The sequence below is a fragment of the Bradyrhizobium prioriisuperbiae genome (genome assembly GCF_032397745.1).
GTDB classification, from domain to species: domain Bacteria; phylum Pseudomonadota; class Alphaproteobacteria; order Rhizobiales; family Xanthobacteraceae; genus Bradyrhizobium_A; species Bradyrhizobium_A prioriisuperbiae.
In genome coordinates this window covers 4,247,047-4,263,327 of the sequence record NZ_CP135921.1, presented here as the reverse complement: position 1 = coordinate 4,263,327, position 16,281 = coordinate 4,247,047, and the positions used below count along the sequence as shown (strand labels likewise).

Sequence of the window (16,281 nt, the reverse complement as noted above, 5' to 3'; positions counted from 1 at the left end):
GGCCCAGTTGTTGAAACTCGTCATGCCCGGCCTTGTGCCGCAAGTCGGATGTATCCGACTTGCGTTCTTACACAGGACGCATCCACGTCTTCACGGCATTTCAGCCAAAGAGACGTGGATGGCCGGGACAAGCCGGCCATGACGGAGGGTGAGACCGTGGCGCTGGACCAAGATTCGTACGGCGCGCCCTCAAGAGCCCCTTATGCGGCGCGATAACGCTCCAGCCAGTAAGCATAAGGCGACGGGAGAACCGCAGCCGCTCCTTCGACGCCCAGTTCGCGCGCGGCGCGATAGGGCCAGTGCGGATTCGCCAGCAACTGGCGGCCGAGCGACACCAGATCAACCCTGTTATCGGCGATCAGTGCATTGGCTTGCGCCGGTTCGCTGATGAACCAGCTGGTGGTGGCAGGCAGTGCGGTCTCGCGGCGGACGCGCTCCGCGATCGGCGCCATGAAGGCCGGTCCCCAGGGGATCTGCGCTTTTGGCGTGGAGAAGCCGACGCTGACGTCGATGATGTCGAGGCCCGCGGCCTTGAAGCGGCGCACCAGTTCGATGCCTTCTTCCAGATCGTTCGAGCCGTCGAATTCAGTGACACCGAACCGTGCCGCCAGCGGCAGATGTTCCGGCCAGACCTCGCGAACGGCTTTGAGCGTCTCGATCAGGAAGCGGGCACGGCCCTCGAAGCTGCCGCCATAGGTGTCATCGCGCGTGTTAGCCCAGGTCGAAAAGAAACTCTGAGCGAGATAGCCGTGGGCGAAATGCAGTTCCAGCCACTCGAAGCCGGCACTGCGAGCCCGGCGGGCCGCAGCAACGAAATCGGCCTTGACCCGCTCGATATCGGCAAGCGTCATCGCGCGCGGGACCTTGGGCAAGTTGGCGCCATGCGCAACCGCCGACGGCGCGATCGTGTCCCACCCACACGGGTCTCCGGCGGCAATATGATCATCACCTTCCCAGGGACGGTTGGCGCTGGCCTTGCGACCGGCGTGAGCGATCTGGATCCCGGGAATTGCACCGGCCGCCTTGATCGCCTTGACCGCTTTGCTCCAGGCCTGGCCCTGCTCGTCGGTCCAGATGCCCGCGCAACCGGGGGTGATACGTCCCTCCGGCGACACCGCGGTCGCTTCGGCAATCACCAGGCCCGCACCACCGCGCGCCAGGCCAGCCAAATGAACTTCGTGCCAGTTGTTGATGACACCATCGTCGGCCGAATACTGGCACATGGGCGAAACCGCGATGCGGTTTTTCAACGTGATGTCCTTCAACGTGAAGGACGTGAACAAGGACGACATTGGCTGCGGCTCCAAGGGACTTAGAGGGACATGTCGGAAGCCAGAGCTTTGACCGACCTAAAACGTTAGCTGGACCATACGTTAGTTCGAATATAATCGAACATTGAAACAAAGGCAAGGCCGTGCTAGGGGTTCGGACATGCGCGCAATCCAACATCCCGCCGTCGAAGAGGTGTCGCTGAGCCAGGTGCTTTACGCCCTGAGCGATCCGGTGCGGCTGGGCGTGGTACGCCAACTGGCGCTCGACGGGGAAGCGACCTGCTCAGCCCTGGACGGTGGGCGCCCCAAATCGAGCATGTCGCACCACTTCCGTGTCCTGCGCGAGGCAGGCCTGGTGCGCACACGAACCGACGGCCCTGCCCATATGAACGATCTTCGCCGCAAGGAGATCGACCGGCGATTTCCCGGGCTGTTGGCTGCCGTGCTTGCGGCCGAGTTGGTCGAACCCGGCTAACGCGTGGCCGGCATTCGCCCGGGCTGGAATGCTCTAGTTGAAATAATCCGGCAGCCTGAAGCCATCGTGGAAACGATCGGATCGGATCGCTGTTTTGAATCCATCCGAGTGATACGCGTCGACAATGTCACGCGCCCAGGGCGCCTCGACATTGCCGCGGCGCACCGCCACCACATTGATGTAAGGCGGCGTCATCTTTTCCAGCGCGATCGCCTCCGTCAGCTTCAGGCCGCTGTAGATGGCGAAATTGCCCTGCACGGCGGCGAAGTCCACATCGGGCAGCGCGCGCGGCGCCTGCGCATTCTCCAGCGGCACGATCTTGATGCCGCTGGGGTTGCTGACCACGTCGAGTTCGGTGACATCCACCGGGTTGCTATCCCTGATGTCGATCCAGCGGAGGTCGCGCAGGATCTTCAGCGCGCGCTGCAGATTGACCGGATCGTTCGGCACCACCACCGTCATGCCTGGCTTCACCGCGACATCGCGCGGATGCTTCTTTGAGTAGAGCCCCATCGGCGGCGTCGGCACCTGAACGATGCCTGCGAGATCGGTCTTGTTGCGATCGTTGTAGGAGTTCAGGAACACCGTGTGCTGCATGATGTTGGCATCGATGTCGTTGCGAAACACCGCGGTATTGGCTTCGAGCCCGGTGGAGAATTCGTAGTAGCGGATGGCATAGCCCTTCTTCTTCAACTCGGGCGCGATGCCCGCCTTGAAGCCGTCGACATAAGGCCCCGGCACAAAGCCGACCTTGAGCTCGGTCTTGGCGGCATCGACGGCATGGCCGGGATCGACCTCACTGAACAGCAAAAGCGTGGAGAGCAGAAGGAAGACGGCCTTCTTCAGCATGACGGAAATCTCTGTGTCGGGATGATGAACGTGTCTGAACTGACGCATCGAAATGTACGCGAGCACCGCGCCAAGTCGACCAAATGGAAATCTATAATTCGGTTGGGGATGGATAAATTCATTCAGTTATGTTCGAGTGGACGCAGGTTTTGTCCCCGCGATGCTCATCACGCCTCTCCACGACACCCTCATTCAAGGCACGCACATTTCATGATCCGGTTTGTCTTTGGGTTTATCTTCGCCCTCGCTTGCACAACCGTCTTGCTCGCAACCACACCCGCCTCCGCACAAAGCGGTGCGGCCTGCCATGGCGGTTTGAATTTTCCGCGCTTCCTCGAGCAGTTGAAGCAGGACGCCATCAAGGCTCGGGTGTCGCAGCAGGCGATCGCGGACGCAGCCCCCGGCCTCGTCTACGACCAGGGCATCGTCAACCGCGACCGCGGCCAGCGTGTGTTCGGCCAGATCTTCACCCAATTCGCCGCCCGCATGGCGGCCGACTATCGTATGCAGCAGGGCAAGGCGAAGATTGCGGCCTATGCACAGGCCTTCGCCCGCGCCGAGAAGGAGTATGGCGTGCCGCCGGCGGTGATCGCTGCGTTCTGGGGACTGGAGAGCGACTTCGGCGCCAATATGGGCAACTTGCCGACCCTGCGCTCGCTGGTGTCGCTGGCCTATGACTGCCGCCGCGCGCAGATGTTCCACGACGAGACCATCGCCGCGCTGAAGATCATCGACCGCGGCGATCTCTCGCCCGACGAGATGATCGGCTCCTGGGCCGGCGAGCTGGGACAGACGCAATTCCTGCCGACGCATTACTTCAACTATGCGGTGGACTATGACGGCGACGGCCACCGCAACCTGCTGCGCAGCGGTCCCGACGTGATCGGCTCGACCGCGAATTACATCGCCACCGGGTTGAAGTGGCGGCGCGGCGAGCCCTGGCTGCAGGAGGTGCGCGTCTCCGCAAACGTTCCTTCAAGTCTTCCTTGGGACCAGGCCGACCTCACCATCAAGCACCCGCGCTCGCAATGGGCGCAATGGGGCGTGACGTATGCGGATGGACGCCCGCTGCCGAGCGACGCGATGCCGGCGTCGCTGCTGCTGCCGATGGGTCGGACCGGGCCGGCGTTCCTCGCCTACGCCAATTTCGCCGCCTACACCGAGTGGAACAACTCGCTGATCTACGCCACCACCGCCGGCTATCTCGCCACCCGCATCGCCGGCGCAGCGCCCATGCGCAAGCCTGCGACGCAGGTCGCGCAACTGCCGTTCAACGAGATCCGCGAGATGCAGCAGATCCTGACGCGGCAAGGCTTCAATGTCGGCAAGATCGACGGCGTGCTGGGCCAGGCCAGCCGCACCGGCGTGAAGGCAATGCAGGTGAAGTATGGCCTGCCGGCGGATTCGTGGCCGACAGCGGAATTGCTGGCGCGGATGCGGGGTGGAGGAACGGCGGCGCGGTGACTCTCAGCCTCACGCCACCCTCCGCCGTCATGCCCGCGCTTGTCGCGGGCATCCACGCCTCAACGGCCGTGCTGCAAAAGGAAGTCGTGGATACCCGGCCCAAGGGCCGGGCATGACGACTGAGAATGATGAAGCGCTTGGGTCGACAAGGAGCGTATAGCGCTGCGATCAAGCGACCCCGCTTTCTCTACTTCCCGATCGCCTTGCGCAGGGCGTCGTTGATGCGGTCCTGCCAGCCGGGGCCGCCGTCCTGGAAATGATCGAGGATGTCGCGGTCGATGCGCAGCGACACCTGTTCCTTGGCGCCGGGGATGGCGGGCCTCGGCGGCGGCAGGTCGACCGGCTTGGTGGTCGCGGACTTGAAAGCGGCTTCGGCGAGATCCCGGGTGCTGGTGCCGGGCCGTCGTGTTCTGTCGTTTGCCATCTGGCGCCTCATGATGATTCGGTTGATGCCTGTTTTATCAGGGAAGGTGATCAGGGCGCCCGCGGTGTGACACCCTGCCGCTCCAGACCGGCAATATAGGTATCGACGAACAGCGACACCTGACGCCGCAGCTGCTGCGGTGGAACGGCCACCAGGCGCTCCTCGATGCCGAGCGAAATGATGCCGTGCACTGCCGAGAACATCATCCGGGCCAGCAAAGCGACGTCGTCGCTCGGGTAATCGGGCAAAAGCCTCACCAGCGGCGGATACATCAGGGCGAAGGTGCTCTGGACCTTGTCGAGCAGGTCCTGCGGGAAGGGACGGTCGCCCTCCATCCTGTGTTCGTACAGCGATCGCAGCAGGTTCGGATGCGCGGTGGCGAAGTCGAGATAGCCCTGCGCCAGCCGATGCAGGTGCCGCACCGGGTCGTCGTCCTCGAGTGTTGAAAGCGCCCCGTCCAGCGCATCCAGGGTGTCGCGGTTCACGGCGATCACCAGCGCGTCGAAGTCCTCGAACTCGTTATAGACGGTGCCGACGGCGCAGCCGGCCGCGGTGGCGACATCGCGAACCTTGAGGGATCGCAAGCCCTTGGCGGCGATCAGCGCGCGCGCCGTCTCCAGCAGATGGGCGTGTCGCTCACTTTTTCGTGAATTCGACGAGGGCTCTTGAACATTGTTCATTTTCGCGCTACTTAATCATTGCTGAACAATGTTCATGCCTGGGAGATAGCAACAATGCAAGCTCTTCTGATCGAATTCACCCCGTTTATCAGCATCCAGACCCCGGACCTCAGCTGGAACCCGCTGCGCGTGCTGCGGGACATCGTGATGGCCCCGATCGACCGGCTGGCCCGCTCGGTGGACGTCGGCAACGTGCTCGGCGAGACGCCGAAGGTCCGGACCACCGGCCGCCGCCGATGGCGCCTGTTCCCCCGCGCCCGGCGCAAGCCGGGCCGGAAGGTCCGTTTCTGGAAAGTGTTCGAGAACCTGAAGCACCTGACCTGACCGGACCGGAGGCAGCAATGTTCCAGACCTTTTTGTCCCGCCTGTCGGAGCTGTTCGGTACGACGGCTCTCACATCGAAAACGCCGCTCTCGCATCTCGATCGGTCCATCAAGGCGGCCGGCATGTCCCACCTGGCGGCACGACGCGCACTTGCCGTCGCCATCGCCGAAGAGGAGCGCGAAACCAGACGCCGCGCCCTGCTTGGGGACAAAATCAGCGATCTCGAACAGCGCGCCATCGACGCGCTGCGCGCCGGGCGCGAGGACCTTGCGACCATAGCGTCCGAAGCGATCGCCGCGATGGAGACCGAGGTACAGTCGGCCACCCACGCCTCTCACCGCTTCGCAGCCGAGGTGGCGCTGGCCCGCCGTGAGGTCGATGCCCAACGCCGACGGCTTGCCGATCTCGATCGCGGGCGCCGCCTGGTCCGCGTCGGCGCCGCGCTGAACGCGACAGCACCTCACTCCCGGTCCGGCATCGACAGCTTCACCGAGGCCGAGACGACCCTGAGCCGGATCGAGGCCGATAATCACGACGCCAAGGCGATCCGCGATGAACTTGCGCCCCCCTCCGCGCGACTCATCGAGCAAATGTCGGATCTCGGATTCGGCGCCGCCATCCACGTCCGCCCCTCCGATGTCCTGTCGCGGCTTCGCGCCAAAGCCACTGGTATGGCCGTCGAGACCACGCCCATCACCCTCATCGCGCCATCGCAGCGCTGAACCAACGGGAATCCGACCATGTCCATCGACCAGATCACACCGATCGATCGCCCCAGCAGCGCCTGGGTGAATTTCTCCTACGTCTCGTTCGCCGGCTCCATCCTCATGGTCGGCGGCGGCATCGCTGCGCTGCCGCTCGACTGGTGGGTGCGCGGCTACTTCGCCATCGGCATGGTCATGCTGGTACAGTCCTGCTTCACTTTGGCGAAGAGCCTGCGTGACATGCACGAGTCCGGCCGCATGATCCATCGGATCGAAGAAGCCCGCACCGAGCGGCTGCTGCGCGCCGAACAATAAGCGCTGCGGGTATTGCGCCATCAGCGTCAACCAGATGTTGACCATCAGCCTGCGACGCGGCCGGTGCGCCGCGCCGCCGGATCGACAAAATCAAGAATTGCTTCCACCATATTTTCAACCTCTCGCTGACGAACGATCAGCCACAACCGTTCCCAAGGATTAAGACGATGCTCAAGGAGTTGATGACGACCCGGCGGTTCGCGCCGCTGTTCTGGGCCCAGTTCTTCTCGGCCCTGAACGACAACTTCCTGAAGAACGCGCTGGTGATCCTGATCCTGTTCGGCGCGGTCGCCGAGCATGGCGCGGGGCATGATGGCGGCGCGCTGGTGACCATGGCCGGCGCTGTCTTCATCTTCCCGTTCTTCATCCTGTCGGGGCTCGGCGGCCAGCTCGCCGACAAATACGTCAAGGGCACCATCGCCAAGCGGCTGAAGTTCGCCGAGATCTTCGCGGCGTGTTTCGCGGCCGGCGGCTTCTTCCTGCATTCGATCCCGCTGCTGTTCGTGGCACTCGGGCTGTTCGGCATCATCGCCGCGCTGTTCGGTCCGGTGAAGTACGGCATCCTGCCGGATCAATTGGACACCGGCGAACTCGCCATGGGCAACGCGCTGGTCGAAGGCGCGACCTTCCTCGCCATCCTCGGCGGCACCATCGGTGGCGGCCTGCTGGTGTCCAAGGGCAGCCATCCCGGCCTGATCGCCGGCGCGATCGTGGCGCTGGCGGTGGCGTGCTGGCTGTCGGCACGGATGATTCCGGCGACCACGCCCTCGGCGCCCGACCTCGTGGTCGATCGCAATCCCTGGACCTCGACCGTGCAATTGCTGAAAGCCCTGAAGGCCGAACCGCGGCTGTGGGACGGCATGGTGATCGTGTCCTGGTTCTGGCTGGTCGGCGCGGTGGTGCTGTCGCTGCTGCCCGCGGTGGTGAAAGGCAATATCGGCGGCAGTGAAGGGGTGGTCACGCTGTGCCTGACGGTGTTCGCGGTCGGCATCGCCAGCGGCTCGCTGATCGCGGCGCGGCTCAGCCACGTGCGGCCCAATCTGGCGCTGGTGCCGCTCGGCGGCCTTCTGATGGGCGTGGTTGGCCTCGACCTCGCCTGGAGCATCGGCCACGTGGCCACGGCGACCGATATCGGCCCCGGCGCGTTCGCGGCCAGCTTTGCCGGCGCGCGTTTGCTGATCGACTTCTTCATCTTCGCCGCAGGCGGTGGACTGTTCGTGGTGCCGTCATTCGCGGCGGTGCAGGCCTGGTCGGCGCCGGGCGAACGCGCCCGCGTCATCGCCGCCGGCAACATCATGCAGGCCGCTTTCATGGTGGTGGCTTCGCTCGCGGTCGCAGCACTGCAGGGCGCAGGCGTTCCCGTGGCCTGGCTGTTCTTCGGCCTTGCGGTGGCAAGCTTCCCCGTGACCTGGTTCGTGCTGACCAAATGGGGTGACGCCGGCGTGCGCGATTTCGGCGCGCTGCTGTTCAAGCTGCTGTTTCGGGTTGAAGTGCGCGGGCTGGAGAACCTGCCGCCCGCCGGCACCCGCATGGTGATCGCGCCCAATCACGTCAGCCTGATCGATGGGCCGCTGCTGCATTCGGTGCTGCCGATCGACGCCGCATTCGCCGTCGACACCGGCATCGCGAAAGCGTGGTGGGCCAAACCGTTCATGACAATGATCCGGTCCTATACGCTGGACCCATCGCGTCCGCTGGCGGCGCGCGACCTCGTGCACCTGGTCAACCGCGGCGAGCCGCTGGTGATCTTCCCGGAGGGCCGCGTCACGGTGACCGGCAGCCTGATGAAGGTCTATGACGGCACCGCGATGATCGCCGACAAGGGCGATGCCGTGGTGGTGCCGGTGCGGATCGACGGCGCGCAGCGCTCGCATCTCGGCTATCTGAAGAGCGACCAGGTCAAGCGGGTCTGGTTTCCCAAGATCACGGTCTCGATCCTGCCGCCGGTCAAGCTGCAGATCGATCCGGCGCTGCGCGGCAAGATCCGGCGCAACGCCGCCGGCGCCGCGCTGCAGGACGTCATGATCGACGCCATGGTGAAGACGGCAATGCTGGACCAGACCCTGTTCCAGGGCCTCGCCCATGCCTACAAGACCAGCGACACCGGCAAGCCGATCATCGCCGATGCGCTGGGCACCTCGCTGACCTACCGCAAGCTGATCCTGGGCGCGCAGGTGCTCAGCCGCAAGCTGGAAACCGGCACAGCTGTCGGAGAGAACATCGGCGTGCTGCTGCCGAACTCCGCCGGCGTCGCCGTGGTGTTCATGGCGCTGCAGAGCATCGGCCGCGTCCCGGCCATGCTGAATTTCTCCGCCGGTCCGGTCAACGTGCTGGCCGCGATGAAGGCGGCGGAGGTCAAGACCGTGCTGACGTCGCGTGCCTTCATCGAGAAGGGCAAGCTCGACAAGCTGGTGTCCGCGATCGCGGCTGAAGCCAAGGTGGTTTATCTTGAAGACGTCCGCGGTTCTGTCGGCACCGTGGACAAGATCAAGGGTCTGCTCGACGGCATCGCCCCGCGCATCAAGCGCAGCGCGCAGGACCCCGCGGTGATCCTGTTCACGTCGGGCTCCGAAGGTACGCCCAAGGGCGTGGTGCTGTCCCACCGTAACATCCTGGCCAACGCCGCGCAGGCGCTGGCGCGGGTCGATGCCAATGCCAATGACAAGGTGTTCAATGTGCTGCCGGTGTTCCACTCGTTCGGTTTGACCGGTGGACTGATGATGCCGCTGATGTCGGGCATTCCGATCTTCATGTATCCGTCGCCGCTGCATTACCGCATCGTGCCCGAACTAATCTATCAGACCGGCGCCACCATCCTGTTCGGCACCGACACCTTCCTCACGGGCTATGCGCGCTCGGCGCATCCTTACGACTTCCGCACCTTGCGGCTGGTGCTCGCGGGCGCCGAAGCGGTGAAGGAGCGCACCCGCGCGGTCTATATGGAGCGCTTCGGCATTCGCATCCTGGAAGGCTATGGCGTAACCGAAACCGCGCCGGTGCTGGCGATGAATACACCGATGGCCAATCGTCCGGGCACCGTCGGCCGCATCTCGCCGCTGATGGAAGCGAAGCTCGATCCGGTCCCCGGCATCGAGGAGGGCGGACGGCTGTCGGTGCGCGGTCCCAACGTCATGCTGGGTTATCTGCGCGCGGAGAAACCCGGCGTGCTGGAGCCCCTGCCCGACGGCTGGCACGACACCGGTGACATCGTGTCGATCGACGCCGGCGGCTTCATCACCATCAAGGGCCGCGCCAAGCGCTTCGCCAAGATCGCCGGCGAAATGGTGTCGCTGTCGGCGGTGGAAGCGATGGCGGCGGCGCTGTGGCCGCAGGCGATGTCGGTCGCCGTCTCCATTCCCGATGCGCGCAAGGGCGAACGTGTGGTGCTGCTGACCACGCAGGCTGATGCAGCGCGCGAGGCACTGTCGAAGCACGCCAAGAGCATCGGCGCGTCGGAGCTGTCTGTCCCGGCCGACATCCGCATCGTGGACAAAATCCCGCTGCTCGGCTCCGGCAAGACCGATTATGTCGGTGCCACCACGCTCGCCAAGGAGCTCGCGGGGCCGAACCAGCAGGTGGCGTGACGGAGGTAGAAACGTTGTAGCCCGGATGAGCGCAGCGATATCCGGGGTTGCAGATCCCGGGTGTCGCTTCGCTCACCCGGGCTACATACCTGCGCTGTCCGCCCGCATTGTGTTTCGTCGGCAAGCGCGCGATGGTGTAGCAGCCAACAGAGACGCAGCCACCATCATGTCGGACCAGGGATCCAACCCGCCCAGCAACAGACCGCGCGCCGAGCCGGAGATCATTCCGCCAGGCGCGCCGTTGCCGCCGCATGATAGGGATGGCCCTTTCAACGCGCGCTTCCAGCGCATTTACATCGCGCGGCCCGGACCGTTCGGGCTGCTGCTGGTGGCGCTGGCTGCGATCATTATCGTGGCGGTGATCCTGCTGCTGGTGGTGGGCGCGGTGCTGATCTGGCTTCCCGTGGTCGGGCTGATGATCGCGATTGGGATCGTAACCGGTCTGGTGAGATCGCGCTGGCGGTGCTGAGCATCCGCTTTAACGCGGAGCCAATCCATGCGCGACAAGATCGAACGCCGCTTCCGCCGCGGCATCGAACGCTGCGTCGCGCTCCCACAGCGCGTAACGACGGCCGGCCATGTCGCTGATGCCCATCAACGCCCAGGCGCGCAGTTCCGCGTCGCCCGGCGAGATCTGGCCGCGCGTCACGGCTGCCTCGAGCCCGATGCGATAGCTGGCGGCGAAGTCGGTGTAATAAGCGCGGTAGGCGGCCTCATCGATGAACTGCGATTCCGCCACCACGCGATAGAGGTTCGGATTGTCGCGCACGAAGGCAAAGAAGGCATGGATACCGCGGCGTTCAACCTCGAGCCGATCCTCGATGCCTGCGGTCGCCAGGGTCAGCGAGCGGCGCAACCGCCGGCCCATGCGCAGCACCAGCTCGCGCAGCACCTCTTCCTTGGTGCGGAAGTACACATAGAACGTGCCCTGCGCAACCTCGGCCTCCTGCGTGATCGACACCACCGAGGTCTCGGCAAACCCGCGCTCGCCGATCTGGCGTTCGGCCGCGGCAAGGATCCGCTGGCGAGTGCGCTCGCCGCGGCTGGTCTTCGGTGTCGAGCTCTTGGGCGTCGAACTTTTAGGCGCGGGAATAGCGTCGATCATCGTCACCGTGGAGTTTTGCCGCAGGACTAGGCTGGTCGCTTGACGGCTTCATTAGGAGCCGATAGCAATAGCCAAAATATGAAACATGAATCAAGTGTCAAGTTTAGAGCCGACACGTCTCTGGAGGGAGCCACATGACGACCTTAAGAACCATTTTTCTGGCCGGCGCGGTGCTGGCCGCCTCAAGCGCCGCCCACAGCGACGACCTCCGGGTGGCGCTGATCTATGGCAAGACCGGCCCGCTCGAGGCCTATGCCAAGCAGACCGAAACCGGCCTGCGCATGGGCTTTGAGTACGCCACCAAGAATTCGATGACGGTCGACGGCCGCAAGATCGTGATCATCACCAAGGACGACCAGGGCAAGCCGGACCTCTCCAAGGCGGCGCTGGCCGAAGCCTACCAGGACGACAAAGCTGATATCGCCATCGGCACAACATCGTCGGCCGCCGCGCTGGCCGATCTTCCCGTCGCCGAGGAAAACAAGAAGATCCTGATCGTGGAGCCGGCGGTGGCCGACCAGATCACCGGCGAGAAGTGGAACAGGTACATCTTCCGCACCGGCCGCAACTCGTCGCAGGACGCGATCTCCAATGCGGTGGCGATCGGCAAGCCCGGTGTCACGGTCGCGACGCTGGCACAGGACTATGCGTTCGGCCGCGACGGCGTCGCCGCCTTCAAGGAAGCGCTGGCCAAGACCGGCGCAACGTTGGCCACAGAGGAATATGTGCCGACCAACACCACCGACTTCACCGCGGCCGGCCAGCGGCTGTTCGATGCCATGAAGGACAAGCCGGGCCGCAAGATCATCTGGGTGGTCTGGGCCGGCGCCGGTGATCCCCTGACCAAGCTGCAGGACATGGACCCGAAGCGTTACGGCATCGAGCTCTCCACCGGCGGCAACATCCTGCCCGCACTCGCCGCCTACAAGCGGCTGCCGGACATGGAAGGCGCGACCTATTATTATTACGGCATCCCGAAAAATCCGATCAACGACTGGTTCGTGGCCGAACACCAGAAGCGCTTCAACGCGCCGCCGGATTTCTTCACGGCGGGCGGCTTCGCAGCGGCGATGGCGGTGGTCACGGCCGTCGAGAAGGCGAAGTCGACCGACACCGAGAAGCTGATCACCGCGATGGAAGGTCTGGAGTTCGATACGCCGAAGGGCAAGATGATCTTCCGCAAGGAAGACCACCAGGCACTGCAGAGCATGTATCACTTCAAGGTCAAGATCGATCCGAACCTGGCCTGGGCGGTGAACGAGCCGGTGCGCGAACTGAAGATCGAAGACATGACGATCCCGATCCGGAATAAGAGGTAAGGGCAACCACGTCGCATCGTTTACACCAGACGTATCGTCCCCCACTGCGTCATTGCCGGGCTTGACCCGGCAATCCAGCTTCTTCGCAACACGAACCTCTGTGAAGAAAGCTGGATACGCGGGTCAAGCCCGCGCATGACGCTGAGAGTGTCGAAGCGTCTTTGCTGATCTAACGGCATAATCCCCATGACCCTCACCCTCGAAACCCGCGATCTCACCATTCGTTTCGGCGGCCATGTCGCCGTCAATGGCGTGAGCTGCGCATTTCGTCCCGGCGAACTCACCGCCATTGTCGGGCCGAACGGCGCCGGCAAAACCACCTATTTCAATTTGATCTCCGGCCAGCTGACGGCCAGCGCAGGCCAGGTGCTGCTGAACGGCAACGACATCACCAAACTCTCCGCGCCGCTGCGCACGCGCGCGGGACTGGGGCGCGCCTTCCAGCTCACCAATCTGTTTCCGAATTTGAGTGTGGAAGAGAATGTGCGCCTTGCGGTGCAGGCGGCGGCCGGCGTGCACTACGACATGCTGCGGCCCTGGATGAAGCGCACGGATCTTGTCGAACGCGCCGACGCCATCCTCGACAGCGTGGCGCTCGGCGGCAAGCGCGCCGTGGCGGCGACCGTGCTGTCCCATGGCGACCAGCGCAAGCTGGAAGTGGCGCTGATGATGGCGCTGGAGCCGAAGGTGTTCATGTTCGACGAGCCGACCGCCGGCATGAGCGTGGACGAAGTGCCGGTGGTGCTCGACCTGATCGCAAAACTGAAACGAGACCCGACCAAAATCATCCTCCTGGTGGAGCACAAGATGGACGTGGTGCGCTCGCTGGCGGATCGCATCATTGTGCTGCACAACGGCCGCCTGGTCGCGGATGGCGAGCCGGCGGAAGTGATCGCCTCGCCGATCGTGCAGGAGGCGTATCTCGGCATCGCCCCGGGAAAGAGCGCCGCATGAGCGCACTTCTGTCCCTCACCGGCGTGCACACCCATATCGGGCGTTATCACATCCTGCAGGGGGTCGATCTCGGCGTTGCCGAGGGCCGCACCACCATGCTGCTGGGGCGCAACGGCGCCGGCAAGACCACGACGCTGCGCACCATCATGGGCCTGTGGCCGGCGTCGTCGGGCAGCATCACGCTCGGCACCGAGCGGATCGAGGCGAAGACCACGCCCGAGATCGCCAGCCGAGGCATCGGTTATGTGCCGGAGACCATGGCGGTGTTCTCCGATTTGACGGTGAAGGAAAACCTGATCCTTGCCGCCCGCAACGGCCCGCTCGACGACGCTCAACTCGTGTGGATCTTCCAGTTCTTTCCGGCGCTGAAGAAATTCTGGCTGTCGCGCGCCGGCACGCTGTCCGGCGGCCAAAAACAGATGCTGTCGATCGCCCGCGCCATTGTCGAGCCGCGGCAATTGCTCTTGATCGACGAGCCAACCAAGGGCCTCGCTCCGGCGATCGTGATGGCCCTGATCGATTGCCTGGCCGAGATCAAGCGCCGCGGCGCCACGATCCTGCTGGTCGAGCAGAATTTTCGCGTGGCGCAACAGCTCGGTGACGATGTCGCCGTGATGGACAACGGCAGGATCGTGCATCGCGGCGCGATGGCCGAGCTCGCCGAGAACACCACGCTGCAGGAACGTTTTCTCGGCCTCAGCCTGGAGGCGCATCAATGACCGATACGGCGCTGGACGACACCCTGCCGCAACCGCCGCGCGATATCATCCCGGTGCTGCTGCCGATTGTGCTTGCGGCCATCATGCTGCCGCTGATCGGTTCGACCTCGTCCTGGGTTACCCTCACCGTGGCGAGCCTCGCCATGGGCATGATGATCTTCATCATGGCGTCCGGGCTGACGCTGGTGTTCGGACTGATGGACGTGCTGAATTTCGGCCATGGCGCCTTCATCGCCGTCGGCGCCTATGTGGCGACGCTGGTGCTTGGGCCGCTGGCCGGCTGGATCCAGGCTGACGCGCTCTGGACCAACCTTGCGGCGCTGGCGCCCGCGGTGCTGCTGGCGATGGCGGTGTCCGGCGCGCTGGGCCTGGTGTTCGAGCGGGTGCTGATCCTTCCCGTGTACGGCAATCATCTGAAGCAGATCCTGATCACCATGGGCGGGCTAATCGTTGCCGAGCAGGCGCTCTATGCGCTGTGGGGCCCGGCGCAAATCCCGATGCCGCTGCCCGCGGCGTTGCGCGGCTCGTTCATTATCGGCGACATCGCGATCGCCAAATATCGCGTGCTGGCGATGGTGGTCGGCTTGGTGGTGTTCGTCGCCACACTGCTGGTGCTCAACCGCACCAAGATAGGACTGCTCATCCGCGCCGGCGTCGAGAACCGCGAAATGGTGGAAGCGCTGGGCTATCGCATCCGCCGGCTGTTCCTCGGCGTGTTCATGGTGGGCTCGGCGCTGGCCGGTCTCGGCGGGGTGATGTGGGGGCTGTATCGCGAGCAGATCCATGCCTCGATGGGCGCCGACCTGATGGTGCTGATCTTCATCGTAGTCATCATCGGCGGCTTGGGATCGGTCAGCGGCTGCTTCATCGGTGCCATTCTCGTGGCGATGGTCGCCAACTATGGCGGCTTCCTGGTGCCGAAGCTGGCGCTGGTCTCCAACATCCTCCTGATGGTCGTCATCCTGATGTGGCGGCCGCGCGGGCTTTATGCGGTGACCAACCGATGATGATTCTTTCAGGTGATCCGCCGCGCAGCCGCGTGCTCAGCGCCCTGCTCTTGCTCATCGTCGTGGCGCTGGCCGCGGCGCCGTTCCTGTTTCCCGGCGCGAAGGCGCTGAATGTCGCGACCAAGATCTGCATCTTCGCGGCCCTGGTCGCCTCCTACGATCTGCTGCTGGGCTACACCGGCACGGTGTCGTTCGCCCACACCATGTTCTACGGCATCGGCAGTTACGCCATTGCCATTGCGCTCTATGGCATGGGGCCGAGCTGGGCCGCGGTCGCGACCGGGCTTGTGGTCGGCCTGCCGCTGGCCGCGCTGCTGGCGCTGGCGATCGGGCTGTTCTCGCTGCGGGTGCAGGCGATCTTCTTTGCCATGATCACACTGGCGGTGGCGTCCGCATTCCTGGTGCTGGCCTCGCAACTGTCGTGGCTGACCGGCGGCGAAGACGGCCGCAGCTTCCAGTTGCCGGAGTTGCTGCGCCCGGGCACGGTGTTCGTCAAGAACCTGTTCGGCATCGCGATCACCGGCCGCACGCTGACCTACTACATGATCTTCATTGCGTCGGCGGCGATGATCCTGGGGCTACTGCGGATCGTGAATTCGCCGTTCGGGCGGGTGCTGCAGGCGATCCGCGAAAATCGTTTCCGCGCCGAAGCGCTGGGTTATCGCACGGTGTTTCACCTGACCTGGGCGAACTGCATCGCGGCCCTGGTGGCCGCGGGCGCCGGCGTGCTCAACGCGCTGTGGCTGCGTTATGCCGGCCCCGACACCTCGCTGTCGTTCTCGATCATGCTCGACATCCTGCTGATGGTGGTGATCGGCGGCATGGGCACGATCTACGGCGCCCTGATCGGCGCCGTGATCTTCATCCTGGCACAAAATTACCTCCAGGCATTGATGGGAGCGGCTTCCAGCGCCGCGGCCGACGCCGGCCTGCCGCTGCTGCCGGGCCTGCTGCATCCCGACCGCTGGCTGCTGTGGCTCGGGCTGCTGTTCATCGCCAGTGTCTACTTCTTCCCGACCGGCGTGGTCGGACGGCTGCGCGGAGCGTCGCGCGGCTGACATTGCGCCATTCGCACTTTGCGGACTCC

Annotated in this window: 17 protein-coding genes; 12 read left to right on the top strand and 5 right to left on the bottom strand. The window is 64.4% G+C overall.

Annotation, left to right across the window (positions count from 1 at the left end; all coding sequences use genetic code 11):
- Positions 1–200: 200 nt before the first annotated feature.
- Positions 201–1,292, bottom strand: a complete 1,092-nt coding sequence (locus tag RS897_RS19955; RefSeq protein ID WP_315838218.1) for an NADH:flavin oxidoreductase/NADH oxidase — start codon at positions 1,290–1,292, stop codon at positions 201–203.
- Between the two features lie 139 nt (positions 1,293–1,431).
- Between RS897_RS19955 and RS897_RS19950 the strand changes: the two genes are divergently transcribed.
- Entirely contained in the window at positions 1,432–1,746 is a 315-nt protein-coding gene (locus RS897_RS19950; protein ID WP_315838217.1) for an ArsR/SmtB family transcription factor, read from the top strand.
- Between the two features lie 33 nt (positions 1,747–1,779).
- Here RS897_RS19950 and RS897_RS19945 read toward each other — a convergent pair whose 3' ends face one another.
- Positions 1,780–2,592: a MetQ/NlpA family ABC transporter substrate-binding protein gene (locus tag RS897_RS19945; RefSeq protein ID WP_315838699.1), complete on the bottom strand. Its 813-nt coding sequence runs from the start codon at positions 2,590–2,592 to the stop codon at positions 1,780–1,782.
- A gap of 213 nt (positions 2,593–2,805) precedes the next feature.
- On the opposite strand from RS897_RS19945, the gene RS897_RS19940 reads away from it, so the two are divergent.
- Positions 2,806–4,059: a lytic murein transglycosylase gene (locus tag RS897_RS19940; RefSeq protein WP_315838216.1), complete on the top strand. Its 1,254-nt coding sequence runs from the start codon at positions 2,806–2,808 to the stop codon at positions 4,057–4,059.
- Between the two features lie 187 nt (positions 4,060–4,246).
- Here RS897_RS19940 and RS897_RS19935 read toward each other — a convergent pair whose 3' ends face one another.
- A complete protein-coding gene (locus RS897_RS19935) occupies positions 4,247–4,483 on the bottom strand; it encodes a BrnA antitoxin family protein (protein ID WP_315838215.1) in 237 nt (78 codons plus the stop codon).
- Between the two features lie 50 nt (positions 4,484–4,533).
- Positions 4,534–5,163, bottom strand: a complete 630-nt coding sequence (locus tag RS897_RS19930) for a TetR/AcrR family transcriptional regulator (RefSeq protein WP_315838214.1) — start codon at positions 5,161–5,163, stop codon at positions 4,534–4,536.
- A gap of 54 nt (positions 5,164–5,217) precedes the next feature.
- Between RS897_RS19930 and RS897_RS19925 the strand changes: the two genes are divergently transcribed.
- From RS897_RS19925 to RS897_RS19905, 5 genes are all read left to right on the top strand, one after another.
- Positions 5,218–5,487 carry a hypothetical protein gene (locus RS897_RS19925; RefSeq protein WP_315838213.1) on the top strand — a complete coding sequence of 90 codons (270 nt, stop codon included), beginning with the start codon at positions 5,218–5,220 and terminating at the stop codon, positions 5,485–5,487.
- A gap of 17 nt (positions 5,488–5,504) precedes the next feature.
- Positions 5,505–6,209 (top strand): PspA/IM30 family protein, encoded by a 705-nt coding sequence (locus RS897_RS19920; RefSeq protein WP_315838212.1) that lies wholly within the window; start codon positions 5,505–5,507, stop codon positions 6,207–6,209.
- An 18-nt stretch (positions 6,210–6,227) separates the two neighbouring features.
- A complete protein-coding gene (locus RS897_RS19915) occupies positions 6,228–6,506 on the top strand; it encodes a YiaA/YiaB family inner membrane protein (RefSeq protein ID WP_315838211.1) in 279 nt (92 codons plus the stop codon).
- A 167-nt stretch (positions 6,507–6,673) separates the two neighbouring features.
- On the top strand, positions 6,674–10,090 hold the full coding sequence (locus RS897_RS19910) for an acyl-[ACP]--phospholipid O-acyltransferase (RefSeq protein ID WP_315838210.1): 3,417 nt from the start codon (positions 6,674–6,676) through the stop codon (positions 10,088–10,090).
- Between the two features lie 166 nt (positions 10,091–10,256).
- A complete protein-coding gene (locus tag RS897_RS19905; protein WP_315838209.1) occupies positions 10,257–10,559 on the top strand; it encodes a hypothetical protein in 303 nt (100 codons plus the stop codon).
- Positions 10,560–10,568: 9 nt separating this feature from the next.
- Here RS897_RS19905 and RS897_RS19900 read toward each other — a convergent pair whose 3' ends face one another.
- The gene (locus tag RS897_RS19900; protein WP_315838698.1) at positions 10,569–11,195 is read right to left on the bottom strand and encodes a TetR/AcrR family transcriptional regulator; all 627 of its coding nucleotides are present in this window, start codon (positions 11,193–11,195) and stop codon (positions 10,569–10,571) included.
- 134 nt (positions 11,196–11,329) lie between these two features.
- On the opposite strand from RS897_RS19900, the gene RS897_RS19895 reads away from it, so the two are divergent.
- The 5 genes from RS897_RS19895 to RS897_RS19875 all read left to right on the top strand — a co-directional run bounded on the left by RS897_RS19895 (position 11,330) and on the right by RS897_RS19875 (position 16,252).
- Entirely contained in the window at positions 11,330–12,514 is a 1,185-nt protein-coding gene (locus tag RS897_RS19895; protein WP_315838208.1) for a substrate-binding domain-containing protein, read from the top strand.
- A 186-nt stretch (positions 12,515–12,700) separates the two neighbouring features.
- Positions 12,701–13,468: an ABC transporter ATP-binding protein gene (locus RS897_RS19890; protein ID WP_407654518.1), complete on the top strand. Its 768-nt coding sequence runs from the start codon at positions 12,701–12,703 to the stop codon at positions 13,466–13,468.
- Positions 13,465–14,187, top strand: a complete 723-nt coding sequence (locus tag RS897_RS19885; RefSeq protein ID WP_315838207.1) for an ABC transporter ATP-binding protein — start codon at positions 13,465–13,467, stop codon at positions 14,185–14,187. The genes RS897_RS19890 and RS897_RS19885 overlap by 4 nt, the downstream gene beginning before the upstream one ends.
- Entirely contained in the window at positions 14,184–15,194 is a 1,011-nt protein-coding gene (locus RS897_RS19880) for a branched-chain amino acid ABC transporter permease (protein ID WP_315838206.1), read from the top strand. The genes RS897_RS19885 and RS897_RS19880 overlap by 4 nt, the downstream gene beginning before the upstream one ends.
- The gene (locus RS897_RS19875) at positions 15,191–16,252 is read left to right on the top strand and encodes a branched-chain amino acid ABC transporter permease (protein ID WP_315838205.1); all 1,062 of its coding nucleotides are present in this window, start codon (positions 15,191–15,193) and stop codon (positions 16,250–16,252) included. Before RS897_RS19880 ends, RS897_RS19875 begins: the two co-directional genes overlap by 4 nt.
- The last annotated feature ends 29 nt before the right edge of the window (positions 16,253–16,281 follow it).

Coding starts and splice junctions, on each gene's coding strand:
- RS897_RS19880 (WP_315838206.1), top strand. CDS start 14,184: ATGACCGATACGGCGCTGGACGACACCCTGCCGCAACCGCCGCGCGAT.
- RS897_RS19935 (WP_315838215.1), bottom strand. CDS start 4,483: ATGGCAAACGACAGAACACGACGGCCCGGCACCAGCACCCGGGATCTC.
- RS897_RS19885 (WP_315838207.1), top strand. CDS start 13,465: ATGAGCGCACTTCTGTCCCTCACCGGCGTGCACACCCATATCGGGCGT.
- RS897_RS19925 (WP_315838213.1), top strand. CDS start 5,218: ATGCAAGCTCTTCTGATCGAATTCACCCCGTTTATCAGCATCCAGACC.
- RS897_RS19875 (WP_315838205.1), top strand. CDS start 15,191: ATGATGATTCTTTCAGGTGATCCGCCGCGCAGCCGCGTGCTCAGCGCC.
- RS897_RS19910 (WP_315838210.1), top strand. CDS start 6,674: ATGCTCAAGGAGTTGATGACGACCCGGCGGTTCGCGCCGCTGTTCTGG.
- RS897_RS19890 (WP_407654518.1), top strand. CDS start 12,701: ATGACCCTCACCCTCGAAACCCGCGATCTCACCATTCGTTTCGGCGGC.
- RS897_RS19940 (WP_315838216.1), top strand. CDS start 2,806: ATGATCCGGTTTGTCTTTGGGTTTATCTTCGCCCTCGCTTGCACAACC.
- RS897_RS19955 (WP_315838218.1), bottom strand. CDS start 1,292: ATGTCGTCCTTGTTCACGTCCTTCACGTTGAAGGACATCACGTTGAAA.
- RS897_RS19900 (WP_315838698.1), bottom strand. CDS start 11,195: ATGATCGACGCTATTCCCGCGCCTAAAAGTTCGACGCCCAAGAGCTCG.
- RS897_RS19930 (WP_315838214.1), bottom strand. CDS start 5,163: ATGAACAATGTTCAAGAGCCCTCGTCGAATTCACGAAAAAGTGAGCGA.
- RS897_RS19915 (WP_315838211.1), top strand. CDS start 6,228: ATGTCCATCGACCAGATCACACCGATCGATCGCCCCAGCAGCGCCTGG.
- RS897_RS19895 (WP_315838208.1), top strand. CDS start 11,330: ATGACGACCTTAAGAACCATTTTTCTGGCCGGCGCGGTGCTGGCCGCC.
- RS897_RS19950 (WP_315838217.1), top strand. CDS start 1,432: ATGCGCGCAATCCAACATCCCGCCGTCGAAGAGGTGTCGCTGAGCCAG.
- RS897_RS19905 (WP_315838209.1), top strand. CDS start 10,257: ATGTCGGACCAGGGATCCAACCCGCCCAGCAACAGACCGCGCGCCGAG.
- RS897_RS19920 (WP_315838212.1), top strand. CDS start 5,505: ATGTTCCAGACCTTTTTGTCCCGCCTGTCGGAGCTGTTCGGTACGACG.